The following is a 25,227-nucleotide window of genomic DNA, read 5'->3' as shown; positions in this document are numbered from 1 at the left end:
ACAAGCTGCATAACGGTAATTAACGCAAGAAATTAATGTTTTTGCCGAATTCTTAGTTAAAATTGTAATGTTATTCACGAAAATACAAATTCCCTCAACGTGGCCTAGTCAAACTATGTTATATCAAACAAATGATGAGATGAGATTTATAATCTATCCAAACCCAAAATGACTAGGCCCATTTTTTAATAGGATCAAAAGATAAAATACGTTCCAAAACATTTGAATGAGAAAAAAGATTTAAATACAACATACAATGACAAAGAAAATTTATTATCTGATTAGAATTATGATGCTGTTATCATTTGGCATTATGTATTCTCAATGTTACCCTCCGGGCTCTGCTCCTTATACAGGGACTTTTGATCTGACGCAGAACCCCGGTGGAAATTACTATATCAATTCAGGAACAGGCTTTCTTCCGAATGTTCCCGCAGGATTTAAATTATGGATCACCGGAACGGCAGATTATAGTTTTGATACCAATACATTTCCTGCTGGAAGTGTAGAAGTATGCAACGGCGGAATTTTACGTTCATCGACTGCGATGTTTACTACTTCTGTAAATCTTAACAGGCTCACTACAGGGCGTGGAGGAGTTCTGAATGTAAGTATTACCGGGCCCACAAATTTAAATTCATTTTTTCTTGGAGATATAAGAGAGAGTGCTGTGGTAAGTTTTTGTATTAATGGGCCTGTTAATATGTTTTCTAATTACTGGATAAACTATGTTGGCTCTCCCACCGGAAAGTCTTGGATAGTAAGAATAAATACCCCTTTTGGTCCTTTAAATGCGAGCCAGAGACTAGTCTCCAATTCACCCAATGTTCTTTATGTTGATTATGGGATCTATTCCGATCCGGCTGCTCGTCCGTCCACACCAAGCTTACCAGAAGGTCATCCGGACAATCCGTTTTCAGATAACGGAAACTGTGACGTAGCGGGAGTGAAAACAGACCTTATTAACTATATAGATCCACCAAGCACAGGGACTATATGTACAAAGCCAGGAGCTACTACCGGTCCACCTCTTACAATTAAAAAATTTGCTGTTTCTACATTAAATGTCAGTGGAATAGATGAGAGGTTGAATAGCGTTATCGGATCATTTTATCTTGAGTCAAATAGTAAAGGCTTGGTTTTGCCGAGAACTATTACTACTAATGTAATTTCTCCTGTAAAAGGAACATTAATCTATGATACGGCTAATAAATGTCTTTCTCTTTATGATGGCTCTTCCTGGGGATGTATAGTTCAAACCTGTATTGATAACAGATAATAAAAACAAAAACATTATGAAAAAATATTTTATATGTCCAATATTTGCTTTGATCTTTTGCAACAGCAATTACGCTCAGGTAGTCATTGGGAATAGTGCTCAATTTCTTACTGCGGGCGGGGTGTTAGATCTTAGTAATGAAGCGGCCCCTCTTGTCGTTCCCAATATCGGATCTCAACCGGCTGATGCCGTAGAAGGGACTGTGATATTTGATTCTTCTGTTAATAAAGTAATATATAAAAAGGATACCGGATGGGAAGAATTAACAAAGAACACAGGGATAAGAAATGTTCCTACAGTATCTTTTACTGGTATAGAATCCAGAGGAGTGATTATAGGAAATACTTCTACTCAGGCTCCGGGAGTCTTGGTCTTAGAGAGCTCAAATATGGGTTTGGTACTTCCAAGAGCTAATACTCCTCAAAATATTGTTGAGCCTACATCAGGATCTGTTATTTATGATGAATCTAAAAAGATGCTGGCTGTTTATAACGGAGTGGAATGGAGTTTTTGGGAAGTCCCCTTGATTATTTCTAGCCCTACAATATCCTCTCCGGCCGGAACTGCCATTAATCAGAATGTATCAATTGCATATACAGGAGGGAAAGGAACCACATATCCTGCGGGTAATTCAACACAGAATGGAGTAACAATAGCTTATCCTGCAGGTATACTGGATGCTTCCGGAACGATAAATGCCCAAGTATCAGGAACTCCGGCAGCAGCAGGGACAATAATTTTTAAAATTAATGAAGGCAATCAGTCATTTGACTTAGTTAAAATTGTCGTCAACTAATTATTTTTTTTGTATTTAAAATAAAAGAAGTAGAAGTCCTTTCTACTTCTTTTATTCTTAAAAATTATATTGCTTTTATGCTTTTGGAATAAAAGTATTAGAAGTCGTATTAAATGAAAAATAATATAAAAATGTTCATAGTCCAATTTTATAGTTCAATTGCCATATTTGGACTTAGTCCGAAATGGCATTGGACTCTATGAACTGTCATCTCAAAATAAGAATGGTATTAATATACCTGAATTATAAGTTTTTAATGATCATAATTGAAGACGTTGCAGATTTCTGCAGCGTCTTTTTATTGATGTAAATAAAGTACTGTTTGCAGAATCTTTTCTTCGGCGAGAAAGTGATCCCTCTTTGCTCCCTAAAGTAAAACATTCAAATAAGCTTTGTTTGCGTTTTTTTAAATACTTTGTTTCATTCAACAAAAAATAATGTATGTTCCCAATTTTTGGACCTTATCCATTATAAGCTCGTTTTAAACTTTTTGCAGTTCTTACCATTCTTTAACCACAAAAGTCACAATAGCTTTATTCTTAAATGTTGTACACTCCATAAATTAGTTTAAATGCTGCTGTTTCAAGAAGTACATATTGGAGATAATCAAAGGTTTTTAAAGAACTTCAGTGTGTACCTTTTGTAGTGGATATAAAAAGCCTGAGCAAGTGTGCTTATAACTAAAGACGCTGCAGATTTCTGCAGCGTCTTTTTTGTTGATATGAATAAACTATTGTTTCTTTTAATTAAGGCATTTTGAATCCTTTTGTATAGATTCTTCCGTAGTCATCCACAAATTTCACCTGTACATTTCCCTGATATTTATCCAGAATCTTTTCTACATCTTTCTGCGAATTCACAGGTTTGCCGTTTATTTCGATAATGATGTAATTATCTACGATTCCGATTTTGGCCATTTCACCGCCTTCAGAAACATTCTTAGCAACTACACCACTGTTCAATCCGTATTCCGTTTTGAATCGTTCATTAAGGGTGTCAAACTCTGAACCTATTTTTTCAGTTACACTAAGGTCCGCTTTTGTTCTGGTAGAAGTACCGCCCTTTTGATCTCTAAGCGTTACGCTGGTAGTGGCATCTTTACCGTTTCTTGAATAAGTTACCTGCACTTTATCACCAGGACGTTTGCTTCCGATAGACATAGACAGATCAGCAAAGTCAGTAATATCGTAGCTGTCAATTTTGGTAATGATATCACCTTTTTTCAGACCTGCATCTTCAGCTCCGCTGCTTTCACCAAATCCTGTAACATATACCCCTGAACCAACTTTCAGATTTGTTTTATTCTGTTTATTGTATGCCTGAACCAATTGATCATTGGATAAATCTAATGATTGAACTCCAAGGAATCCTCTCTGTACAATTCCAAATTTCTTGATGTCTTCAATTATTTTTCTTGCAAGATTCGAAGGAACCGCAAATCCGTATCCTTGGTAATATCCTGTCGTAGACTGAATCGCGGAGTTAATCCCGATAAGTTCACCGTTCGTATTTACTAAGGCACCCCCTGAGTTCCCCGGATTGATCGCAGCATCCGTCTGGATGAAACTTTCAATAGGGTTAGCTGCTTTTCCCTGACTTCCTAAAATTCCGATACCTCTTCCTTTAGCAGAAACAATTCCCGCTGTTACTGTAGAGTTTAATCCCAGAGGATTTCCTACTGCAAGTACCCATTGTCCTACTTCAATATTATCAGAGTTAGCAAAATTTAAGTAAGGAAGTCCTTTTTCTTCAATCTTTAGTAGGGAAATATCCGTATTTGGATCTGTTCCAACCAAAGTTGCGATATATGATTTTTTGTTGCTTAATACAACCTCCAGTTTATTGGCACCCGCTACTACGTGGTTATTGGAGATGATATAACCATCCGGTGAGATGATAACTCCTGAACCCATTCCTGACGGCATGTTGTCCGGGGCCTGCTGCTTTTGTCTCTGCTGGCCTCTTCCCCCGAAAGGATCCCCGAAGAAAAAGTCAAACAGATCCTGCTCTGAAGCTCTGCTGGATGTTCTGCTTTGGTAATTTTTAATCGTAACTACAGCCGGAACGGTTGTTTTGGCCGCTTTTACAAAATCATCGCCTACTGCTCCAGTGTTCATACCAGCAAAAGATGCTGTAGGAGCTGATGTTGTGAAATAAGATTGATCTCCATTGTTGGAGGTGTGTCCGAAATATTGTAGGGCTCCAACGGTAGTAGCTCCGGAAATAACTCCCACTACTGCAAATGGTAATAGTTTTTTTAAAGTACTCTTCATTGTATATCTTTCTTGTTTGTTAATTAATTTCTTTTTTTATGTTTTTGAGTAAACAAATTTAATGTTAAATAAGTAAGCAATTAGTATGCTATGTTTCAATTTTAACTAAAATTTAACGGCTATTATATCAATTTGTGTATTATGTCATAATTGTTCGTGCCATAGTTAACAAAACTTAAAAAAAACTTAAAGAAAATATGTCAGATAATCTGTATAAATGTCCTCTTCATTTTTTAATTATGCCTATTGCTAAGATTTATCATTTTCCTTTATAAATATACTTATTTGAAAAATACTATCTTTGCAGAAATATTTTTCTCACTTAAAACGTTTATAGCATGCAACTGTATAACACCTTAAGCGCAGAAGAAAGAGCTCAACTTATTGATGAAGCCGGTAAAGACCGTCTTACTTTGTCTTTCTATGCGTATGCCAAAATTGAAGATCCCAAAAAATTTCGCGACGAATTATTTATAGCCTGGAACGCCCTTGATGCGCTTGGCCGTATTTACGTTGCCCATGAAGGAATTAATGCTCAGATGAGTGTTCCTGCAGATCAGTTTGAGGCTTTTCGTGATACGCTTGAAGTTTATGACTTTATGAAAGGAATCCGCTTAAATGTTGCGGTAGATCAGGACAATTACTCCTTTTTAAAACTGACGATTAAAGTCAGAAATAAAATTGTAGCAGACGGATTGAATGACGAAACCTTTGATGTTACCAATAAAGGAATCCACTTAGGAGCTCAGGAATTCAACAATATGCTTGAAGATCCGAATACGATTGTGGTAGATTTCAGAAATCACTACGAAAGTGAAGTTGGGCATTTTGAAGGAGCTATTACTCCGGATGTGGAAAACTTCAGAGAAAGTTTACCTATTATCAACGGCCAGCTTCAGGATTTTAAAGAAGATAAAAACCTTCTGATGTATTGTACAGGAGGTATTCGTTGTGAAAAGGCGAGTGCTTACTTCAAACATCAGGGCTTTAAAAATGTTTATCAATTAGAAGGAGGAATTATTGAATATACCCGCCAGATCAAAGAAGAGGGCATTACAAGTAAATTTATCGGGAAAAACTTTGTATTTGATCACCGCTTAGGAGAGAGGATTACAGACGATATTATTGCACAATGCCACCAATGCGGTAAGCCTTGTGATAACCATACGAATTGTGCCAATGATGCGTGCCATTTATTGTTTATCCAATGTGATGAATGTAAAGCAGCAATGGAAAACTGCTGTTCCACAGAATGTTTTGATACCATACATTTACCTTGGGATGAACAGGTAAAATTGAGAAAAGGCCTTCAGGTTGGAAATAAAGTCTTCAGAAAAGGAAAGTCTGATGCACTGAAATTCAAAAAATCCGGCGACCTGTCAGATCAGCCTTTAGGAAAAGCAGAAACAAAAAATATCCGTCAGAAAATATCTGTTAAAAAAGTATTAATCGGAAAAGCAGAACACTATTATTCAAAGTCGAAGATTGCACAGTTTTTAATCGAAAATAAAGAACTTTCAGTAGGAGATAAAATTTTGATTTCAGGTCCTACTACTGGAGAGCAGGAAGTTACAATGACTGAAATTTATGCTAATGGAGGTCCTTGTGAAACTGCTAAAAAAGGAGATCAGATCACTTTTGAACTTCCATTCAGAGTTCGTCTTTCAGATAAATTGTATAAAATTGTAGAACCTTCTGAAAATGCTTAACACAGATGTATAAAGCAGAACTCAGAAAAAAATATATGCAAAAAAGAAAAGCCTTGTCTCGTGATGAGGCTTTCTTGTTATCCGGGAAAATATTTGATCATTTTCTTGATTATTTTCAACCTCAGGAAGGGCAGAAGGTTCATCTATTTATCCCGATTGAGAAGTTTAATGAGATTGATACTCAAATCTTCATCCAATATTTTTTAGCACATAATATTCGCGTATATGTGCCTAAAATTGTAGGTGATGAACTTATTAATATTGAGATTTTTGAAAATACCGTGTTTGCAATGAATACCTGGGGGATTTCAGAACCTGTTTCTAGTCAAGATTCTGGTGAAAAGGATTTCCATTATGTAATTACTCCTTTGCTTTACTGTGATGCAAAAGGAAACAGAGTAGGCTATGGAAAAGGTTTTTATGACGGATTTTTTCAACGTTTATCTCCTGATGCAAAAAAAATCGGAGTTAACTATTTTAACCCCGATGAATATGTTGATGATGTCTGGGAAAATGATATTCCTCTGGACTATTTGGTAACTCCCACAGAAGTGCTGTCTTTCTTAAGCGGCTGGGAATAAAAATCTAAAAAGTAGAACTTAAATTCTTTTTTAAGTTTGGATGTGGACAATAGGATATATTGTGCATTCTTCTCAAAAACACCCAAAGATTTATTCTTATTGTCAAAGTACTCCACATTGAATTTAGCATAATCCAGTGTGTCTTTTTTATAAAATTCTTTATAGACATTCAGATTGTTCACCTTTACGGATTTCACTTTCATACTGTCCAGTTCTTTAAAAAGTTTCTTGAATGTTAAAGTATCGGGCTTGTGGAAGTAGCTTTCCATCTGTGAATAAATAACAGTGTCTATTTCTGTATTTCTGTTTCCGGAAAGGTATAAGGTAGACAGATCAAGAAGCTCCTGAACTTTTTGTTTGGTTATGGAATTAATAGCCTGCATGCTGTCCATCTGTACTGCAGGATAGCTTTTTTCGTTGTTGCTGTTACGTAGTTTATCCAGATCGCTTACTTCAGTTTTTTTATTATTACAGGCAGCAAATAAAGCTAGAAGCATCGTTAAGATTAAAAAATTATTTATTCTTTTCATCTGTGGAGGCAATTTTAAATTTAATGGATACAATTTTACCATTGTTATCCTTTTTCATTTCTATTACGGTCAGGTTTTTCAGTGAGGTAGTAGGTGTGGTTACCAGGGTGATGTATTTCTGTTTGTCCAGCCTTTCTATACCATAAGTGTCATTGTCATAAACCTGATATATCACAGCGTTGCTGCTGATCAGATTTTCCAGCTGGTTTCTTTTTTGTTTGATGAGGGCAACCTGTTCCTCAGGATTACCGCCTTTAACGTCTTTTATAGAGAAATAATAGACTGCCATTTTATAATCATCCGGCTTCAGTTCTATCTTTTCTTCTTCAGGGGCGTTTTCCAGGTTTCTGTTTACTTCCAGAGGTTCATAAAAAGGAGCACTGATCCGCATCTTTAGAATTTTATCTTTCGTGGAATAATAGAAACATTCCCCAGGCTTTATTTTATACATCAAAGGAGACTCATTTTCTTTCACTACCATGATCTCTAAAGTGTTGATCACAGATACCCCTCTGTCTTTATCGATAAAACAATATTTATAAGTTTTCGAAAAAAGTACATCTTTAAATCCTAAAAGACCCGTTATAGTGATCAGTACAGAAGTAACCAATGCCCAGGCGTTCTTTTTTAAGAAATTTTTCTTAGGCAAAGCCTGGGGAATTTCCGGTTCGCTTATACTATTTTTATTTTGATTAACTTGTTGATTTTCAGTTGTTGATTTTTGTAAATCAGTGTTTTTGGAGGCTTGGTTTTCAGCTTTTTTGGGTTGAATCTCTGCTTTTGGAAGCTCAAGAGCCGCAGAAACTGTTTTTTCCAGTTCATTGATTTCTTCCTCTTCCAATTCCTCGTTTTCCTGCAACAATTCTCCGGCAAAAAGATGCTGTTTTTTAAACTCGTACCATGAGTCGTATCCTGCATAAATACTCAATAAATTGAGCATATCTATTCTTGGTAATTTGGTGACAGGCGAAGTTTTGAAGTAGGTGTAAAATGACTTTTCACTGATGTTCCCCTTCGCTTTTTTGCGGAGGTCTTCCTGAAAATATATTATATCTATACCCTTCCACTTGGAAATATCATCCTGTGAAGGGGTATATTCTTTTAAGTATTGGCCCTGAACATCCTTTTTTAGCTGTTCAAAGTGTAATAGATCTAAATCCGTCAATTTTTCAAAAAATAATTAAATTGTTGATTATCAGCTATGTTTTTTTGTAAAACTATTTTACAAAGGTATTACAATTATTTTTCATAGACAAATTTTCTAACTGCTCTACCTTTGTCTTGTTCAAATAACAGAACAGAAGAAAATTTTATAAAACAATATTAACAAAATTAAATTTAATTTATTATGAAAAAGTCATTATTCGTAGCTGCTATCGCTGCAATCTCTCTAGTTGCTTGTAAAAAAACTGAAGCTACTTCTACTGAAGGAGCAACTGATTCTGCTGCTGCTAACGTAGCTGATTCTGCTGCTGTAGTTTCTGATTCTGCTGCTAAAGTTGTTGATTCTGCTGCAACTACTGCTGTAGAAGCTACTAAAGATGCTGCTGCTGCTACTACTGCTGCTGGTGCTGAAGTTGCTAAAGATGCTGCTAAAGGAGCTGGAGAAGCTGCTAAAGGAGCTGCTGATGCTGCTAAAGGTGCTGCTGACGCTGCTAAAGATGCTGCAAAAGACGCTGCTAAGAAATAATTCTAGCATACGCTTAACAATAAAAGAACCGTTTCACTCAGTGAGACGGTTTTTTTATGCTTAGTCATTGCGAGCCGAGATGAAACAATCTCTTATAACAAAGTAAGACCAAGAGCAGTTAAATATTGTTTATCCTTTCTTCTGCCTTAAAGATTCATAGCAGGTGATAGCTACTGCATTACTCAGATTCAGAGAATCAATACTTCCGGCCATCGGAATTAATGTGTTTTTGCCTTTTCCGATCCAGAAATCACTCAATCCGGAATGTTCCGTGCCAAATAACACAGCAGAGCGCAGCTTGAAATCTCTTTTATAAAGATCCTCTGCACTTTCATCCATAAGCGTTGTATAGATATTGAATGCATTGTCCTGAAGAAATTTTAATGTTTCTGCGTTTTCAGCCTGATAGACTTCCATACCGAAAAGACATCCAACGCTTGACCTGATTACATTAGGGTTGTAAAAATCTGTTTTCCCATCTGCTACAATCAACGCATCTATTCCGAATGCTTCACAGCTTCTCAGAATAGCTCCCAGATTTCCAGGCTTTTCAACTCCTTCCACAATAATCACCGTAGAATCTGATTTAGGAGCAAATGATGAAAGAGGAGTCTCTTTTGCGGTATAAACTCCGATAATCCCTTCTGAACTTCCTCTGTATGCAATTTTCTCGTAAACTTTTTCGCTTACATAATGAATTTTTCCCGTTGGGAGTGTTCCTTTAAAGATCGCTTCACAGATAAAAAATTCCTGCGGTTCAAAATTATACTGTATTGCCCTTTCATTTTCCTGCTGCCCTTCCACTACAAAAACTTTTGATTTTTTACGGAATCTGTTGTCAGTAAGGAGCTTAGTGACATTTTTTATTTTATCGTTTTGAAAACTTTCTATCAACATACCGCAAAATTATGCAAAATTTATGATTGAGCTTCCCTGGTTTTTATAAAAAGACTTCTCCTTGTGATGAGAAAAGGGGATTTATTCTTTCTTTTAAAATAGACGATAAGGCCTATAACTACAATAATGGATAAAAGTTTATAAATGTTTCCATAAAGGTTTCCGGAAACATTTTCCGATACATTGAAGATCTCCCAATATAAATTCATAAAGAAATGGAGAAATATGGCAGACCAAAGATTGAATTCTGTCTCAAAATAAACCCATGCGAAAAATAACGAACCCAGAAATGTAATGACGAATATTTCAATAAGCTCCACTATATTCCGGCTTTGGTATAAATGTACCTGAGCAAACAATAATGATCCCAATAAGGCTGAAGATATAAATCCTAGTCTGGTAAACCGAAATAATATCCCGATAAGAAATGCTCTGAAAATAATTTCTTCAAAAAATGCAGACGAAATGGTGTTGATAAATAGAGATTCAAAGTTTATTTTTTCAATGATATTGAAATGAATAAAGTATCCGGCAAGCATAGGAAATGTTCCTATAAGTGTCAATAAAAATCCTTTTACCGGAGGCTTGTTTAGAGAGAATAAGTCAAAGATATTTTTCTGTGGCAATAAAATCTTTAAGGTGATGACCAATGGGATTAATGTTACGGAATAAGCAATTACATGAGCAAGTGCTTTGCTGTGAATTGTATTTTTTGAGAACGTCTGGATGCTTTTAAAACATAAAAAATCAAAGAAATAGTAAGCTGTAAAGCCTAAGATGAAGATTGAAAAGAAACGAATGTTTTTGCTCATGTTTTTATTTTTTTGAGCAAAAATGTAGCTTTAAATCAATTGATTAAAATTAAAGTGATGAACATCAAAGAATAGTGACGAATGTCAAAATTTTATTTGCTTTGTTTTTGTAGGAGCGGAATAATTAAAGGAATGAAACTTCTTGAAACCGGGACTTCAAAATTAATTTCAGAGAGGATAAGTTTATATCCCTGTGCATTTCCTTTAAGATTCTTTACTTTTTCAAGATTAACAATATATGAGCGGTGGCATTTTTTAACAGAATCTGTTTCCACCTGTGCCAGTACATTGGATAAACTTATTCTGATCAACTGCTTTTTTATGGAGCCATTTTCTAAAAAATAAAATGTGCAATAGTTTTCCATAGACTGCACATACAAAAAGTCTTGTTCATTTATAGTCAATTCTGCATTATGAGCTGAAATGATGAAAGATCTATGTGGCCTGTCAGATATACTTCCGAAAAGGTGTTGTGAAATATTCCGCGCAATACTCTCATGGCTGTTTTTTAAATAAATATACCGGGATAGAATATAAATGACAGAAACGGGAATGCCTATTGCAAAGGAATAGAGAAGCATATAGAAATAGTTTTCGATACTAAGCTCCACACGGCTTAAAAATAATGAATTATAGAAGTAAGAGAAAACAGATCCCAGTAATAATATGACAATTAATTTTAACAGTTCCGCCCCGATATTCCAATTACTGAACCGAAAAGTAAGCAGGCTGGCAATGAGGAAAGCAATCCCAAAAATAATAGAATAAGGAAAAAGAAATAATAACTTATAGGGATGGTGAAAGTTTTCCGTTCCGAACGGCTGAAAAATGACAAGAAACAGATATACTGAAATTCCAGCGCCCAGGGAAGATATGAGAATCTCTTTGAAAGACTCAGATTTTGGATATGGGTATGATATAAAAGGAAACATGAAATTTAGTTTTCCGATGGTTCAATCAGATTGCTGTTGTCCATAAGGCTTTGCGGAAGTTCCTTTTTATTCTTAATTCCCAATGATTTCAGTTTCTGAGTCTGGATCACAAGATTGTCATTTCCTGTATGAAGCTGTTTATAAGCATCATTATAGACATTTTTCGCCTGATCAAGATTTCTTCCTACTTTTTCAAGATTTTCCACAAATCCTACAAATTTATCATAGAGTTTGGCTCCGCGTTCTGCAATTTCCATAGAGTTTCTGTTCTGATATTCACGTTTCCAGAGATCAGCAATCAGCTTAAGAGAAGTAATCAGATTACTTGGATTCAGCAAGAGAATTCTTCTTTCGTAAGCGTAATTCCAAAGGTTCTGGTCTGCCTGCATGGCGGCAATATAAGCCGGTTCACTAGGGATAAACATCATCACAAAGTCCAGTGATTTTCCATAGTCATCATAGGCTTTCTGACTTAGTTGGGTGATGTGGTTTTTAATAGATCCAAGATGCTGGCTTAGTTTTATAGCGTATACGTCAGCATCGGCTTCGTCCACTAATTCCGTGAAAGCAGTCAGGGAAACTTTTGAATCAATGATAACATTTCTCTCATCCGGATATTTAACAACAGCATCCGGTCGCATTTTTTTACCAGAAAATTCAGAGAACAAGGCATTGTTGTCTTCATCGCGTAACTCATGTTCCAGAAAATATTCTCTTCCTTTTACCAATCCCGATTTTTCAAGGATGCTTTCAAGGATCATTTCACCCCAATTCCCTTGGGTTTTACTTTCTCCCTTCAATGCGCGGGTTAACTTTTTAGCATCATCCGAGATTTGTTGGTTAAGTTCAGCAAGTTCTTTCACTTTTTCAGCCAGGGAAAAACGTTCTTTATTTTCTTTTTCATAGGCTTCGTTGACCTTGTTTTTTAAATCTGTAATTTTTTCCTGAAAAGGCTCAAGGATATTTTTTAAGTTATTTTGATTTAAAGTGGTGAATTTTTCTGTTTTTTCCTCTAAAATTTTATTCGCAAGGTTTTCAAATTGCAGTTTGGATTCTTCCTGGATCTTTACGATTTCTTCTTTCTGAGTATCAAGAGATTTCTGAAGACTTTCATTTTTTGCAGACAATTCAGAATTTTTAGCAAAGATGTTTTGTTTCTCAATGATTTGGGTTTCAATCTGAGAAGTCTGTCGCTGATTAATCTGTTTTAATTCCTGGAATTGAATATTCAAGGAAGAATATTCGGCAGATATTTTAGAAAATTCATTTTTCAGGTCGTCAAGATGATCCTGTTGTAATATATTTAATTCTTTCTCTTTGCTGATATTCTGGGAAAGTTCCTGAATTTTAATGTTCGAGTTTTCCAGATCAGATTGGGTTTTAATAGCCGAAGTATTTAGTGTATCATAAGAGTTTCTTGAAACCATTGATGATTTCAATGCAAAATATAAAATAACTGCACCCAGTAAACCACCGGCAATAAATCCAATAATTAAATATATCATCTCCATCTTCCAAAATTATGAAAAAAGGGCGGAAGCTGGAAGCAAGATGTTGGAAGTTGCTCTCATAGAAATAATAATAAGCTGTTTTCTTATAACTTATTGATACATTCAAAAGATAAATGATTGATAATTGTCTTATTAGTCTCTGTTACTTCCGCCTTCCATCTTCCTTTCTGAAGAAGAATACCTATATTTATCGGAAATTTCAGAAGCATATGAATATTTTGTTGGTAGAGGATGATCAAAGAATTAGCAATTTCCTGATAAAAGGTCTTTCCGAGTCCGGTTATCATCTGACACTTGCCGATTCGGGAGAAAAGGCAAGAGAATTTCTTCATACCTATGATTTTGATATTATTTTAATGGATATCATGCTTCCCGGATTAGATGGGATGCAGCTTACCCAGATCATAAGATTTAAAGGGAACTATACTCCGATTCTGGTATTAAGTGCTCTGAACAGCCCGGATGATAAAATTAAAATGCTGGATATGGGAGCCGATGATTATCTGTCCAAACCTTTTCATTTCGAAGAACTGATTTCAAGGATAAAAGCGTTAACCAGACGGAATAAACTGAGTTATCAGAAAGAAGATCAGTATTTGAACTGTGGAAATATTAAGATTGATACAGATCTTCATAAGGTAACCCAGAACGATAAAGAAATTGAATTTTCTCCTACAGAATATAAACTTTTTACTTTCCTGATGGAAAATAAAAATAAGGTGCTGAGCAGAACCCAGATTTTACATAAAGTCTGGGGGATAGATTTTGATAATACCACCAATGTAGTAGATGTGTATATCTCTTACGTTCGTAATAAAATTGATGAAAGCGAACAGAAGATTATTCATACCGTAAAAGGAACAGGATATCTAATTAAAGACTGAACATGACTCTCAGAAACAGGTTTACCCTTATTTCAAGCCTTTCATTCGGCATTGTTTCTATCATTACATCTGCGGTGATATTTTTTGCCTATTATGATAGTACAAAGATTTTTTACTTTGAAAAGCTAAGAAATACGGCTCTTATTTCTGCAATTTATTATCTTGAAAAAGATGAGCTTCCGAAGGACCGCCATGCACAAATCAAAAAAGAATACAATCATCTTATTCAAAACAATAGGGTAGCGGTTTACAATCAGAATAATGAAGTTACCTTCGGACAAAATCTGAATGATAAGAATATTAAACCCCTTCATTTGCAAACGGTCAGGAATAATAAAGGTGTTCAGTTCATGTCTGATAATCAGTTTTACTACGGTATTTTTTATCCGGATAATCAAGGGGATTTTGTAGTTTTTGTAAAGTCGCCGAATGACTCCTTTAAGTCCCAGATATGGAGACTTGCGATTATTATGCTGTCTGTGCTGGTTATTGGGTTGCTGGCGATCTATTTTCTGAGCAGGTATCTTTCAAAAGTGGTTTATAAACCTATTTCCAATGTGGTGGAACGAATTAATAAGGTGGATTATAATAATATATCCACCGCAATTACTTCTACTAATACCAATGATGAAATTGAAGATCTGATAAAGTCCTATAATAAACTCCTTGGAAGAATTTCTGAAAATGTATTATTGCAGCAGAACTTTATCAATTACGTATCTCATGAATTTAAAACACCTTTAGCTGCTATCTCCGGAAACCTTGAAGTATTTGCACAAAAAGACAGAACTCCAGATGAATACCGTGAGGTAGCCAAAGAATCTCTGGAGAATGTATATGAAATTGAAAATATTCTGAACAACCTTTTGCTGATGTCCGGAATGTCTAAACTTGAAAACTCCCACAAGCAAATGAGAGTGGATGAGCTGATCTGGAAAATTTATGAGAAATTAGAATCCAGAGCAAAAGAAAACCATTCATCCATTAAAATTCAGCTTCAGGTAACAAAACCAACTTTGCTGGAGTTTCCGGGAAATGAAACCCTTTTGTATTTGGCACTATACAACATTGTTGAAAATGCTATTAAATATTCCAGTGATAAACCTGTAATAATTACGCTGTCAGAAAAAAATGATCAATTGCAGATTGAAGTAAAAGATGAAGGAAGAGGCATTCCTTCAGATGATCTTATTAAAATTTCTGAAACTTTTTACAGAGGAAAAAATGTAGATACAATTAAAGGAAGCGGGATTGGGTTATCTCTTTCGAAAAGTATCTTCGATCATCATCATATGGTAATGAACATTGATTCTATTGTCAATAAAGGAACAATAGTTACTCTTGTATTTCCTGCCCATTCCTGAATTTTTTTCTTCTCGTAGATGTAAGGGATTAAGCGGATGCTTTGTTCAGGATATTCCATAATATTTGAAATCTGCGTAATCTGCAAAATCAGCGTGAGTTTAAAACATTCAAAAAAACTTTTGGCTTTAGCCAAAAAGCAGGTATTCAGGTATAATCCTCAGAAACGAAATACATTCTAATCAAACTCTAATGTTGGACTAATTGAATTTTAATTTCACTTGAAATTCCCTCTAATATTAGAAAAATAGCTTTGTGGTCTTAAAATAAGAGACCTTGAAGAAGCTATTTTTTACACTATTTTATATTCATTGTTTCAGTTTCTTTTCAGCGCAGATTTCAGATACCTTGAAGATCAGCAGAAAGGAAGCTGAAACTATCTTTTTGGCAAAAAACCTGGATATCATTGCGCAGAAGCTGGAAATTTCCCAGGCGGAAGCCCGTGCTGTTCAGGCTAAATATTGGCCCAATCCTAAATTAAGTATCAGTGAAGTTAATCTCTGGAGAACTTATGATATCGAAGAACAGCCCGCACTCATCGGCAATTGGGGAAAAAATACCCAGATCTCTGCAGAAATAGAACAGGTGATCCAAACAGCAGGTAAAAGAAGAAAAAATATTGAGCTGCAGAAAATAGAGGTAGAGGGGGAGAAATATGAATTGCAGGAAGTTCTCCGTGAACTTAAAAAGACTTTAAGAAATACGATGACCGATATCCTGTATAATCAGGAACAGCAGAAGATTTACCAAGGCCAGATTGCTTCTATTGAAAAACTGACGAAATCCTATAACAATCAATTAAATCTGGGAAATATCAGTAAAGCAGAATACGTCCGCTTAAAAGCACAAGAGATTGAATTTAAGAAAAAACTGGTTTCATTAAAACAGGAAATTGAAGATCAGCAAGTGGAGCTGAAAGCCTTACTGATGATTCCTTCCCAGTCTTATCTTGTTATATCGGATTCATTTATGATGCCGGAAAAACAATTGTCAGAACTTGAAATTTCTCAATGGATGGAAAAGGCAAAAGAAAACCGTCCGGATATTCTGATCTCAAAAAATAAAGAAAAACATGCCGCGAAGAATCTGGAAATACAAAATGCAATGAAAACTCCTGATGTAGCTGTCTCTATAGGATATGACCGAGGAGGGAATATCATGAAAGACTTTATAGGATTAGGTGTTTCGATGGATCTTCCCATTTTCGACCGTAATAAAGGAAATATCCAGGAAGCTAAACTGGAAATTGAGAAAAGTAAGATTGAAACCCGTAAGAATATGCTTAAATCCGAAAACGAAATCATCTCTGTCTTTAGAAACTATATAAGGACGCAGCAGGTTTCAGAAGAAATCGATGATTCCTACGAATCTACTCTAGATGGATTACTGGTAAGTCACGAGAAAAATTTCAGACTCAGAAATATCAGTATGCTGGAATATATGGACTTCCTCGATACCTACATCGGAAATAAAATGATCATACTGGATACAAAAAAAGAACTTAATCAATACTACGAAAACCTGCAGTATGTTGTAGGACAAGATCTATAAATATGAAAATGAATACTACCAGATACATTGCAGCAATTTATCTTTCTGCTTTGGTTGTGCTTACAGGCTGTAAAGATGAAAAACCGAATCAGGATGCTAAAAAAGGATATTGCATCAGTAAAGAACTTAAAAAAGATATCAGATTGGTGAAAGCAGAAATGCTTCCTATAGAAGAAAGTATTACACTTACCGGAGAAGTGGAAAGCAATTCGGATAAAACGGTTCCTTTCGTAAGCCTTGTAGACGGAGTAGTGATTGATACTTACTTCTCTCTTGGTGATTATGTGAAAAAGGGACAGACACTGGCAAGTGTAAAAAGTACAGCTGTTAATGAAATGCAGGATGATACTCAGACTTTACAAGCCCAGCTGGCGGTGGCCAAAAGAAAGCTATCCTCTGTGGAAGCAATGTACAAGGATGATATTGCTTCCCAAAAAGACTTACAGGAAGCCAGGTCGGAAGTTGCGATCTTACAGTCCAATATCTCCAAAACACATAAAAATATGCAGCTGTATTCTGCGGGAGGAAACACTATTCAGATAAAGGCTCCTGCGGACGGATACGTTATTGCAAAGAATATTTCTAAAGGAATGCCGGTTACAGCAGGTGGTGATCAGCTTTTTACCATTTCTAATCTGGATAAAGTATGGGTGATGGCGAATGTATACGCTACCAATATGAGACATGTTTACGTAGATCAGCCCGTAGTAGTGAAAACCCTGGCTTATCCGGATGAAAGCTTTTCAGGGAAGATTAACAATATTTCGCAGGTTTTCAATGAAAATGAAAGAGTATTAAAAGCCAAGATCATTATGGACAACAATGGAATGAAGCTGAGACCGGGAATGTCTGCAGATGTTGTTCTTCCGGTCAATTCACAAAACAAAAGTGCGCTGGCGATTCCTCCCAAGGCTTTAATCTTTGATAATAATCAGAGTTATGTAGTGGTGTACAAAAAAGACTGTGAGCTGGAGATCAGGCCTGTAACGGAAATTGCTTCCAACAGCCAGTATATTTATGTAGAAGGAAATTTAAGACAAGGTGAAAATGTGATTGCTTCCAATGGATTGCTGATTTATGAAAACCTGAAAAACCAATTAAACAATTCCAGAAAGTAATGCGAAAATTTGTACAGAATATAGTTTCCTTTTCATTAAAAAACTCACTCATTGTTTTGTTGGGAACTTTTCTTTTGCTGGCAGGAGGAATCTATTCCTATATCCATACTCCTATTGAAGCATTTCCGGATGTTACCAACACCCGGGTAAGGGTAATTACCCAATGGCCGGGGAGGAGTGCCGAAGAAATAGAAAAATTTGTGACATTACCCATTTCCAAAGAAATGAATGCCATACCGAATAAAACATCGGTAAGATCCATTTCTTTATTTGGACTTTCTGTAGTAACGGTGATCTTCGATGATCATGTCAACGATTTTTATGCCCAGCAATATGCTTCTAATAAGCTGGGGAATGTAAATCTCCCCAATGGTGCGGAATATAGTATTGAGCCTCCATCAGGAGCTACCGGTGAAATTTACCGCTATATTATTAAAAGTAAACTCCCGATCAAAGAGGTTACCGCGATTCAGGATTGGGTAGTTGAAAGAGAGTTGTTGGCTGTTCCCGGAGTTGCCGATGTTGTAAGCTTTGGTGGAGAAGAAAAAACATATGAAATAAAAATTAATCCTACAGAATTACACAATTACGACCTTTCCCCCCTGGATGTGTATGAAGCAGTTTCGAAGAGTAATATCAATGTAGGAGGAGATGTAGTGGCAAAAGGAGATCAGGCTTATGTAGTGAGGGGGATCGGTCTTTTGGAAAAGAAAGAGGATATTGAGAATATTCAGATTGAGGTTAAAGGTTCTACCCCTATTCTGGTAAAACACGTTGCTGAAGTAAAAGTTTCCGCAAAACCAAGGCTGGGGCAGGTAGGATATAACAAAGAAAATGACGTGGTTGAAGGAATAGTAATCATGCTTCGTGGTGAAAATCCAAGTGAGGTGATTGCAAGGCTGAAGGACAGAATAGAACAGCTAAACGGAGGTGAGCTTCCCGGAGATGTTCAGATTGTTCCAATCATTGATCGTACAGAGCTGGTGAATACAACCGTTCATACCGTTTCCAAGAATCTTGTGGAAGGAGTCATTTTGGTCTCTATTATTGTATTTATATTTCTTTACAACTGGAGGACAACCTTCATTGTAGCATCAGTAATTCCTTTGGCTTTCTTGTTTGCTATAATTATGTTGAAAATTCAAGGGCTGCCGGCAAACTTGATTTCAATGGGAGCGCTGGATTTCGGGCTGCTTCTGGAAGGAACACTGGTCATCGTAGAGCATGTCTTTGTAGCCCTCGAACTTAAAGCCAGAAAGATCGGACTGCGGAGATTCAATAAGATTTCAAAACTCGGAATCATTAAGAGAAGTGCAGGAAGTGTGGCAAGCTATATTTTCTTTGCCTTACTGATTCTTATCGTTGCATTAATGCCTATTTTCTCCTTCCAGAAAGTAGAAGGAAAAATGTTCTCTCCATTAGCATTTACATTAGGATATGCCTTATTGGGATCTCTGGTATTAAGCCTTACTTATGTTCCGGCAATGTGTAAGCTTTTATTAACAAAGAATATTGAGGAGAAAGAAAATTTTATCTCAAGATTTTTCAGAGTAAATATTTACAGAATATACGAATTCAGTAACCGCTATAAAAAAGGATTTATTATCGGATTTATCACTTTACTGGCTATTTGCGGATGGAGATTCTCAGATTACGGATCAGAATTTCTGCCTAAACTGAATGAAGGAGCGATCTATGTAAGAGCAACCTTGCCTAATAGTGTCAATCTGGACGAATCTGTGAGGCTTACCAAGGAAATGAAGGAGATTTTAATGAAATATGATGAAGTGAAATTTGTCATGACTCAGACAGGCCGCCCGAATGACGGAACCGATCCCACGGGATTCTTTAATATTGAATTTAATATCCAGCTGAAACCGGAAAATGAGTGGAAGAAGAAAATATCCAAAGAAGAACTTCTTGAAGAAATGAGGACTTCCCTTGAAAAATATCCGGGTATCAATTTCGGATTCAGCCAGCCGATACAGGATAATGTGGAAGAGTATGTGGCAGGAGTGAAAGCACCGCTGGTAATAAAGATCTTTGGAAATAATCTATTTGAGTTGGAAAATTATGCCAATCAAGTAGCGAATTCTATCAGAACAGTTCCCGGAATCTCAGATGTAAATGTCTTCAAAAATATAGGTCTTCCGGAATTAAGAATACAGCTGCATGATTCCAAAATGGCAAAATACGGAGTTTCCACCGCAGATGCACAAGCTGTAATTGAAATGACGATTGGCGGACAGGCAGCAACCAAGTTCTATGAAGAAGAAAGAATGTTTGATGTTATGTTGAGATTTGAAAAAGAGTATCGTGACACACCGGAAAAAATGGGGAATATTTTAATTCCTACTCAGGATAATAAAAAAGTTCCACTGAAAGAAATTGCGACCATTGATTACCATACCGGGCCATCATTTATTTACCGCGAAGGAAACAGCAGGTATATCGGAGTCGGATTTAATATCGAAGGACGTGATCTTGGAAGCACTATCCAGGAGGCAAAAGCAAAAGTAGAGAAAGAAGTCAAGCTTCCGAAAAGCCACAAAATGACCTGGGCCGGAGAGTTTGAAAGCAAAGAAAGAGCGGCAAAACAGCTTGCAATGGTAGTTCCGATATCTTTAGTTCTTATTCTGATGTTATTGTATTTCAACTTCGGAAACGTAAAAGATACACTGATCTCTTCCATTACATTGGCATTTGCATTTATCGGAGGGTTTTTATCCCTTTGGTTTACCGGAACTATTTTTGGAATTTCTGCGGGAATCGGATTTATTATTCTTTTCGGAGTGGCAACCATTGACGGGATCGTTCTGATTGGGGTGATGAAGGAGAATCTGCAAAACAGAATGTCTCTCAGGGAATCTATTGCAGAAGGAGTAAAGAGCAGGATCCGCCCCGTGGTAATGATTGCCCTCATGGGGTCTATGGGACTTCTTCCCGCTGCAATGTCTAACGGAATGGGTTCTGAGATTCAAAAACCTTTAGCTATTATGATCGTTGGCGGATTGATTATCTGTATGCTGCTGTCTTTTACGGTGCTGCCGATTATTTTCTATTATGCCTATCGTAAAAAATATAAAGAGACCCTATAGTTTCTTCATTTTGTTCATTACCAGGCCGGGATCCGTGAGGAAGATCCCGGCCTATTTTATTTCTAAATTTTTAACCTAAAAAAAGTGAGCCGGAAAGACTCACTGTATTTGATTTAATAGCTTAGGGCTGTGCTGGTACTAAAAGTCCCGGATCAATATCAATCGGTCCGATAGGTACCAGTGGTCCGCAAACCCAGGAATTCACTTCACATCTATTACCCATACATATATAATTAGTCATAGTGGTAGTGCCGTCAGGGCATCTGATCATAGCTTCACCGTGGCATCCTCCCGGACATTGTGCAGGATATAGGGTTCCTCCGAATACATCTTTCAGTTCAGTTCTTGAAAGTTTTGTTAAATTCTTTTTCATGGTTTAATTTTTTTGTTTAGTAAATGGCTTATTTCTAAAACCTTTATAATTAAATAATTAGGTTTGAAAATATTGAACTAAAATAGTAAATTATTCTATGATAATTGAATTAATTTGTGATAAATGTTAAAATGGAGGTTATATTTTTTCTCCTCCCTTAGTCTTTTAATAAAGTGATTCTTTTTGCATAATCGGTCTTTTTGCGAAACTGTGAATTTAAATTTAATTCATCAAGATTTTCAATGTGCTTTTTAAGATAATATCACGGGTTTTCCTTTGTGATCTCTTCGTGGTGCTTCAAATACAAAGGTAAAGCTGCAGAACCATACCAGGAGAAAATCTCGTAACTGAAAACACCTGCCTGAACTGCCGGATCTGTTTTTACCCATTGTTCGGCTTCTTCTTTTGATTTTGTATTGAAAATAAACATACCACGATAGTTTTCTTTGTTCTTTTCCAGAAATGGTCCGGCTACAATTATCTTTCCTTCATCTGCCAGTTTGCCGATGTTGGTCATGTGTCCTTTCATCAGTTCTCCCATTTTGGTTTTGTCATCAATTTTTGCAGAACCTGTTGTGAGCATTACCATTGTGTAAGGTTTCATTCCATATTTATCCGCACCAAGAGAATCTGCCAGTTTCTGGTTATATTCAGCTTTCTTTAGAGCTGTAGCTCCCGGTTTCCCGTTTTGCCCTTTTGTGTAAATGGTGCATGAAATTACGAAAAGAGATAAGGTGAAAAGCATTACTGTTTTTTTCATCACTTTCGTTTTTTGTTATTAATCTTTGATTCTTAAAAATTCTTTGGCCAGTTCAATCATCTTTGGATCACCGGTGTATTTTCCATGTTCGTCTGAAAGTTTTACTGTTGGAATCCATTCTTTGTTTGGTGCCTGTACCCCAATTAATTTCATAACGATATTCATTGGTTTTAAACCTACATCGTTCGTAAGGTTGGTTCCTATACCGAAAGAAATACCGATTTTTCCTCTGCAGTAATTGGTGATTTCTTCTACCTTCTCAAGATTAAGAGCGTCAGAGAAGATAATATATTTAAACATCGGATTAATGCCGTTATTCTGATAATGAGCAATGGTTTTATCGGCAAATTCTAACGCATCACCGCTGTCATGGCGTACGCCGTCAAACAGTTTAGCAAATTTTTTGTCGAACTGCTGGAAGAAAACATCAGTAGTATACGTATCAGATAAAGCAACCCCGAGGTCTCCTCTGTATACATCTACCCAATGTTCCAGAGCCATTTCGTTGGCCATTTTAAACCCATATTCGGCAGCATGGAACATAAACCATTCATGCGCATGGGTTCCAATAGGTTTTACTCCGTACTTCATGGCAAAATGAACGTTGGAGCTTCCGATAAATGTAGACTCTTTTTTCTGTGTCAAAGCCTCCATTACCAGATTTTGTACCTTATAAGAATGTCTTCTTCTGGTCCCGAATTCAGCAAAAGTAACACCAAGTCTTCCTAATGAATCTGCTTTTTCAAGGGTTTTACTCATAACAACTTCGTTAGAGTCTCTTTCCATATGGTTCATTTCGTAATGGAGCTCACTGATGAGTGCCAATAAAGGAACTTCCCAAAGAATTGTTCTGTACCAAAGCCCTTCAACCGTTACGGAAAGGTCGCCGCCTTCCTGGTGAATCTTCACCTCAGACGGATCGTAATGATAGCCTTCTAAGAAATCAAGATAAGGTAAATCTATATAAGGACATGTTCTTGCCATAAACTTTTTCTCATCCTTAGTCAGTTTCAGTTCTGCCATTTTATTTACCGCTTCCCTTAACGCTGCATCAAAACCTTCCGGGAAATGATGTTTTCCTCTGTTGATAAATTCATATTTTACAATGGAACTTGGGAATAGTTTCACCACGGCATTCTGCATTGTTATCTTGTAAAAGTCATTATCCAGGATAGAGTTCAGTCTTACGTCGTTCATAATATGTGTAATTTTAACGCAAATATAAAAATAAAAAATAAAATCGCCTAAATGTAAGGCGATTTTTTTGAAATATTTCAATGCTTTTTGTTAGCTTATTTTCCCAGATAAGAATTATACATCCACACTTCTTTCTCCTGTTCCGTAATATAGTCGCTCATTTGAGAGTTGGTACCTTCATCCCCCGCCTGGTCCGTAATATCCAACAGCTCTCTCTGCAGGTCAATCACTACCTTGAATGAGCTTAGGATCTGTTCAACACTTTTTGTGCCATCTGTTACTTCTTTACTTTCCTTAATGGTGGCTACTTTTAAATAATCGGAATAGTTGTGTGCCGGAATAGCTCCTAATGTAAGGATTCTTTCTGCAATCTCATCGATCTTTAATACAAGGCTGTTGTACAGCTCTTCAAATTTCGGATGAAGCGTAAAAAACTGCTCACCTTTGATGTTCCAATGAGAACCTCTTGTATTCTGATAAAATACAGAATAGTTAGCTAAAAGTACATTTAATTTTTCTGAAATCTTTTTACAATCGGCTTCTTTAAGGCCGATAATACTAGCGTTTTTCATATGTATATATTTATTTTTTCTGAAGTTTATTTTTGTCTATCTCAAATTTACGAAATATTGTGCCGAACTCCCATGATTATTAATAGATGATAACTATAAGAAAATTTTTAAATATAGTTTGGATATATAGAATAAGACTATTGGCATTGTATTTTGGAAGCGAATTATTTAAATATTATAAATTTCATAATTATTTAATACTCATTTTTTAAGCAAAGAAGGGGAGTGGTATTTGTTCATTTTTGGCCTATATATTATGCTTGTCCGATTGTCATATGGAAAGGTCTTCCATTTTGGATGTAAGTATTTGATTTTAATTTTTATATAAGTATTTGCAGATTAAAAAAATATTCCTATTTTTGCACCCTAAAATAAAAAGCAATTAAATGCCTACTATTCAACAATTAGTAAGAAAAGGAAGAGCCACGCTTGCCAAGAAGAGCAAATCGGCTGCCCTTGATTCTTGTCCACAAAGACGTGGAGTATGTACGAGAGTATATACTACTACACCTAAGAAACCTAACTCTGCACTTAGAAAAGTTGCAAGGGTAAGACTTTCTAACGGTAAAGAAGTGAATGCCTATATCCCGGGCGAAGGACACAATCTACAGGAGCACTCGATAGTATTGGTTAGAGGCGGAAGGGTGAAAGACCTACCGGGAGTACGTTACCACATCGTAAGAGGTGCATTAGACACCGCTGGTGTAAATGGAAGAACTCAGAGAAGATCTAAGTACGGAGCTAAGAGACCTAAACCAGGACAAGCAGCTGCTGCTCCTGCAAAAGGAAAGAAAAAATAATCATTAAATAAGGTACAAAAGCAATGAGAAAGACAAAAGCGAAAAAAAGACCGTTGTTACCAGATCCGAAATTTAATGATCAATTGGTAACGAGATTCGTAAACAACTTAATGCTTGACGGTAAGAAGTCAATTGCATTCAAAATTTTCTATGATGCATTAGATATCGTAGAAACTAAAAAAGGAGATAACGAAAAAACTGCACTTGAAATCTGGAAAGATGCACTTACAAATGTAATGCCTCACGTAGAAGTACGTTCTAGAAGAGTAGGTGGAGCTAACTTCCAAATCCCTATGCCAATCAGAGCTGATAGAAAAATTTCTATGGCAATGAAATGGTTAATCAAATATTCTAAAGCTAGAAATGATAAGTCTATGGCTTTGAAATTAGCTAACGAAGTTGTAGCTGCTTCAAGAGAAGAAGGTGCTGCTTTCAAAAAGAAATCTGATACTCACAAAATGGCGGAAGCTAACAAAGCTTTCTCACACTTCAAATTCTAATC

23 protein-coding genes are annotated in these 25,227 nt (G+C 36.1%); 12 read left to right on the top strand and 11 right to left on the bottom strand.

What is annotated here, in order from left to right; all coding sequences use genetic code 11:
- The first annotated feature begins 256 nt into the window (after positions 1-256).
- Positions 257-1,279, top strand: coding sequence for a hypothetical protein (locus F3J23_RS08280; protein ID WP_167026884.1), 1,023 nt, complete (start codon positions 257-259; stop codon positions 1,277-1,279).
- A gap of 16 nt (positions 1,280-1,295) precedes the next feature.
- Positions 1,296-2,075: a hypothetical protein gene (locus tag F3J23_RS08275; RefSeq protein WP_167026881.1), complete on the top strand. Its 780-nt coding sequence runs from the start codon at positions 1,296-1,298 to the stop codon at positions 2,073-2,075.
- Positions 2,076-2,821: 746 nt separating this feature from the next.
- On the opposite strand, the gene F3J23_RS08270 is transcribed toward F3J23_RS08275, so the two are convergent.
- Positions 2,822-4,348 carry a trypsin-like peptidase domain-containing protein gene (locus F3J23_RS08270; RefSeq protein ID WP_167026878.1) on the bottom strand — a complete coding sequence of 509 codons (1,527 nt, stop codon included), beginning with the start codon at positions 4,346-4,348 and terminating at the stop codon, positions 2,822-2,824.
- A 338-nt stretch (positions 4,349-4,686) separates the two neighbouring features.
- On the opposite strand from F3J23_RS08270, the gene F3J23_RS08265 reads away from it, so the two are divergent.
- Positions 4,687-6,057, top strand: a complete 1,371-nt coding sequence (locus F3J23_RS08265) for a rhodanese-related sulfurtransferase (RefSeq protein WP_167026876.1) — start codon at positions 4,687-4,689, stop codon at positions 6,055-6,057.
- Positions 6,058-6,062: 5 nt separating this feature from the next.
- On the top strand, positions 6,063-6,638 hold the full coding sequence (locus F3J23_RS08260) for a 5-formyltetrahydrofolate cyclo-ligase (protein ID WP_167026873.1): 576 nt from the start codon (positions 6,063-6,065) through the stop codon (positions 6,636-6,638).
- Here the strand turns inward: F3J23_RS08260 and F3J23_RS08255 are convergent.
- Both F3J23_RS08255 and F3J23_RS08250 read right to left on the bottom strand, forming a co-directional pair.
- Positions 6,587-7,168: a hypothetical protein gene (locus tag F3J23_RS08255; RefSeq protein WP_167026870.1), complete on the bottom strand. Its 582-nt coding sequence runs from the start codon at positions 7,166-7,168 to the stop codon at positions 6,587-6,589. The genes F3J23_RS08260 and F3J23_RS08255 overlap by 52 nt on opposite strands.
- The gene (locus F3J23_RS08250; RefSeq protein WP_167026867.1) at positions 7,152-8,333 is read right to left on the bottom strand and encodes a hypothetical protein; all 1,182 of its coding nucleotides are present in this window, start codon (positions 8,331-8,333) and stop codon (positions 7,152-7,154) included. The genes F3J23_RS08255 and F3J23_RS08250 overlap by 17 nt, the downstream gene beginning before the upstream one ends.
- A gap of 183 nt (positions 8,334-8,516) precedes the next feature.
- On the opposite strand from F3J23_RS08250, the gene F3J23_RS08245 reads away from it, so the two are divergent.
- Positions 8,517-8,858 (top strand): hypothetical protein, encoded by a 342-nt coding sequence (locus F3J23_RS08245; RefSeq protein ID WP_142725311.1) that lies wholly within the window; start codon positions 8,517-8,519, stop codon positions 8,856-8,858.
- 129 nt (positions 8,859-8,987) lie between these two features.
- On the opposite strand, the gene F3J23_RS08240 is transcribed toward F3J23_RS08245, so the two are convergent.
- The 4 genes from F3J23_RS08240 to rmuC all read right to left on the bottom strand — a co-directional run bounded on the left by F3J23_RS08240 (position 8,988) and on the right by rmuC (position 13,010).
- Entirely contained in the window at positions 8,988-9,755 is a 768-nt protein-coding gene (locus F3J23_RS08240; RefSeq protein WP_167026864.1) for a TrmH family RNA methyltransferase, read from the bottom strand.
- Positions 9,756-9,775: 20 nt separating this feature from the next.
- Complete coding sequence (locus tag F3J23_RS08235; protein WP_167026862.1) at positions 9,776-10,567, bottom strand: CPBP family intramembrane glutamic endopeptidase; 792 nt, start codon at positions 10,565-10,567, stop codon at positions 9,776-9,778.
- A gap of 92 nt (positions 10,568-10,659) precedes the next feature.
- The gene (locus F3J23_RS08230) at positions 10,660-11,499 is read right to left on the bottom strand and encodes a LytTR family DNA-binding domain-containing protein (protein ID WP_167026859.1); all 840 of its coding nucleotides are present in this window, start codon (positions 11,497-11,499) and stop codon (positions 10,660-10,662) included.
- Between the two features lie 5 nt (positions 11,500-11,504).
- A complete protein-coding gene (gene rmuC / locus F3J23_RS08225) occupies positions 11,505-13,010 on the bottom strand; it encodes a DNA recombination protein RmuC (protein WP_167026857.1) in 1,506 nt (501 codons plus the stop codon).
- Between the two features lie 209 nt (positions 13,011-13,219).
- Here rmuC and F3J23_RS08220 point away from each other — a divergent pair, with 209 nt between their 5' ends.
- The 5 genes from F3J23_RS08220 (at position 13,220) to F3J23_RS08200 (ending at position 21,023) form a co-directional block, all read left to right on the top strand.
- Positions 13,220-13,894 carry a response regulator transcription factor gene (locus F3J23_RS08220; RefSeq protein WP_167026855.1) on the top strand — a complete coding sequence of 225 codons (675 nt, stop codon included), beginning with the start codon at positions 13,220-13,222 and terminating at the stop codon, positions 13,892-13,894.
- A gap of 2 nt (positions 13,895-13,896) precedes the next feature.
- Positions 13,897-15,258, top strand: coding sequence for a sensor histidine kinase (locus tag F3J23_RS08215; RefSeq protein WP_167026853.1), 1,362 nt, complete (start codon positions 13,897-13,899; stop codon positions 15,256-15,258).
- A 274-nt stretch (positions 15,259-15,532) separates the two neighbouring features.
- Complete coding sequence (locus tag F3J23_RS08210; RefSeq protein WP_167026851.1) at positions 15,533-16,807, top strand: TolC family protein; 1,275 nt, start codon at positions 15,533-15,535, stop codon at positions 16,805-16,807.
- An 8-nt stretch (positions 16,808-16,815) separates the two neighbouring features.
- Complete coding sequence (locus F3J23_RS08205; protein ID WP_228455296.1) at positions 16,816-17,925, top strand: efflux RND transporter periplasmic adaptor subunit; 1,110 nt, start codon at positions 16,816-16,818, stop codon at positions 17,923-17,925.
- Positions 17,925-21,023 (top strand): efflux RND transporter permease subunit, encoded by a 3,099-nt coding sequence (locus F3J23_RS08200; protein ID WP_167026847.1) that lies wholly within the window; start codon positions 17,925-17,927, stop codon positions 21,021-21,023. Before F3J23_RS08205 ends, F3J23_RS08200 begins: the two co-directional genes overlap by 1 nt.
- Before the next feature lie 121 nt (positions 21,024-21,144).
- Here F3J23_RS08200 and F3J23_RS08195 read toward each other — a convergent pair whose 3' ends face one another.
- From F3J23_RS08195 to F3J23_RS08180, 4 genes are all read right to left on the bottom strand, one after another.
- Positions 21,145-21,396, bottom strand: coding sequence for a bacteriocin-like protein (locus tag F3J23_RS08195; RefSeq protein ID WP_167026845.1), 252 nt, complete (start codon positions 21,394-21,396; stop codon positions 21,145-21,147).
- Positions 21,397-21,658: 262 nt separating this feature from the next.
- Positions 21,659-22,156: a YciI family protein gene (locus tag F3J23_RS08190; RefSeq protein WP_228455295.1), complete on the bottom strand. Its 498-nt coding sequence runs from the start codon at positions 22,154-22,156 to the stop codon at positions 21,659-21,661.
- Positions 22,157-22,174: 18 nt separating this feature from the next.
- Positions 22,175-23,353 carry a nicotinate phosphoribosyltransferase gene (gene pncB / locus F3J23_RS08185; RefSeq protein ID WP_167026843.1) on the bottom strand — a complete coding sequence of 393 codons (1,179 nt, stop codon included), beginning with the start codon at positions 23,351-23,353 and terminating at the stop codon, positions 22,175-22,177.
- A 95-nt stretch (positions 23,354-23,448) separates the two neighbouring features.
- On the bottom strand, positions 23,449-23,925 hold the full coding sequence (locus F3J23_RS08180; protein ID WP_167026841.1) for a Dps family protein: 477 nt from the start codon (positions 23,923-23,925) through the stop codon (positions 23,449-23,451).
- Between the two features lie 386 nt (positions 23,926-24,311).
- Between F3J23_RS08180 and rpsL the strand changes: the two genes are divergently transcribed.
- Positions 24,312-24,725: a 30S ribosomal protein S12 gene (gene rpsL, locus F3J23_RS08175; RefSeq protein ID WP_002983146.1), complete on the top strand. Its 414-nt coding sequence runs from the start codon at positions 24,312-24,314 to the stop codon at positions 24,723-24,725.
- Positions 24,726-24,748: 23 nt separating this feature from the next.
- On the top strand, positions 24,749-25,225 hold the full coding sequence (gene rpsG / locus F3J23_RS08170; protein ID WP_062673583.1) for a 30S ribosomal protein S7: 477 nt from the start codon (positions 24,749-24,751) through the stop codon (positions 25,223-25,225).
- The last annotated feature ends 2 nt before the right edge of the window (positions 25,226-25,227 follow it).

This window comes from Chryseobacterium sp. Tr-659 (genome assembly GCF_011752975.1).
Taxonomy (GTDB): Bacteria; Bacteroidota; Bacteroidia; order Flavobacteriales; family Weeksellaceae; genus Chryseobacterium.
Note: the sequence above shows the minus strand (reverse complement) of the source record. Positions and strands in the feature narration are given on the sequence as shown.

Coding starts and splice junctions, on each gene's coding strand:
- pncB (WP_167026843.1), bottom strand. CDS start 23,353: ATGAACGACGTAAGACTGAACTCTATCCTGGATAATGACTTTTACAAG.
- F3J23_RS08280 (WP_167026884.1), top strand. CDS start 257: ATGACAAAGAAAATTTATTATCTGATTAGAATTATGATGCTGTTATCA.
- F3J23_RS08200 (WP_167026847.1), top strand. CDS start 17,925: ATGCGAAAATTTGTACAGAATATAGTTTCCTTTTCATTAAAAAACTCA.
- F3J23_RS08255 (WP_167026870.1), bottom strand. CDS start 7,168: ATGAAAAGAATAAATAATTTTTTAATCTTAACGATGCTTCTAGCTTTA.
- F3J23_RS08275 (WP_167026881.1), top strand. CDS start 1,296: ATGAAAAAATATTTTATATGTCCAATATTTGCTTTGATCTTTTGCAAC.
- F3J23_RS08190 (WP_228455295.1), bottom strand. CDS start 22,156: ATGAAAAAAACAGTAATGCTTTTCACCTTATCTCTTTTCGTAATTTCA.
- F3J23_RS08230 (WP_167026859.1), bottom strand. CDS start 11,499: ATGTTTCCTTTTATATCATACCCATATCCAAAATCTGAGTCTTTCAAA.
- F3J23_RS08245 (WP_142725311.1), top strand. CDS start 8,517: ATGAAAAAGTCATTATTCGTAGCTGCTATCGCTGCAATCTCTCTAGTT.
- F3J23_RS08180 (WP_167026841.1), bottom strand. CDS start 23,925: ATGAAAAACGCTAGTATTATCGGCCTTAAAGAAGCCGATTGTAAAAAG.
- F3J23_RS08260 (WP_167026873.1), top strand. CDS start 6,063: ATGTATAAAGCAGAACTCAGAAAAAAATATATGCAAAAAAGAAAAGCC.
- rpsG (WP_062673583.1), top strand. CDS start 24,749: ATGAGAAAGACAAAAGCGAAAAAAAGACCGTTGTTACCAGATCCGAAA.
- F3J23_RS08270 (WP_167026878.1), bottom strand. CDS start 4,348: ATGAAGAGTACTTTAAAAAAACTATTACCATTTGCAGTAGTGGGAGTT.
- rpsL (WP_002983146.1), top strand. CDS start 24,312: ATGCCTACTATTCAACAATTAGTAAGAAAAGGAAGAGCCACGCTTGCC.
- rmuC (WP_167026857.1), bottom strand. CDS start 13,010: ATGGAGATGATATATTTAATTATTGGATTTATTGCCGGTGGTTTACTG.
- F3J23_RS08265 (WP_167026876.1), top strand. CDS start 4,687: ATGCAACTGTATAACACCTTAAGCGCAGAAGAAAGAGCTCAACTTATT.
- F3J23_RS08205 (WP_228455296.1), top strand. CDS start 16,816: ATGAATACTACCAGATACATTGCAGCAATTTATCTTTCTGCTTTGGTT.
- F3J23_RS08195 (WP_167026845.1), bottom strand. CDS start 21,396: ATGAAAAAGAATTTAACAAAACTTTCAAGAACTGAACTGAAAGATGTA.
- F3J23_RS08215 (WP_167026853.1), top strand. CDS start 13,897: ATGACTCTCAGAAACAGGTTTACCCTTATTTCAAGCCTTTCATTCGGC.
- F3J23_RS08235 (WP_167026862.1), bottom strand. CDS start 10,567: ATGAGCAAAAACATTCGTTTCTTTTCAATCTTCATCTTAGGCTTTACA.
- F3J23_RS08220 (WP_167026855.1), top strand. CDS start 13,220: ATGAATATTTTGTTGGTAGAGGATGATCAAAGAATTAGCAATTTCCTG.
- F3J23_RS08240 (WP_167026864.1), bottom strand. CDS start 9,755: ATGTTGATAGAAAGTTTTCAAAACGATAAAATAAAAAATGTCACTAAG.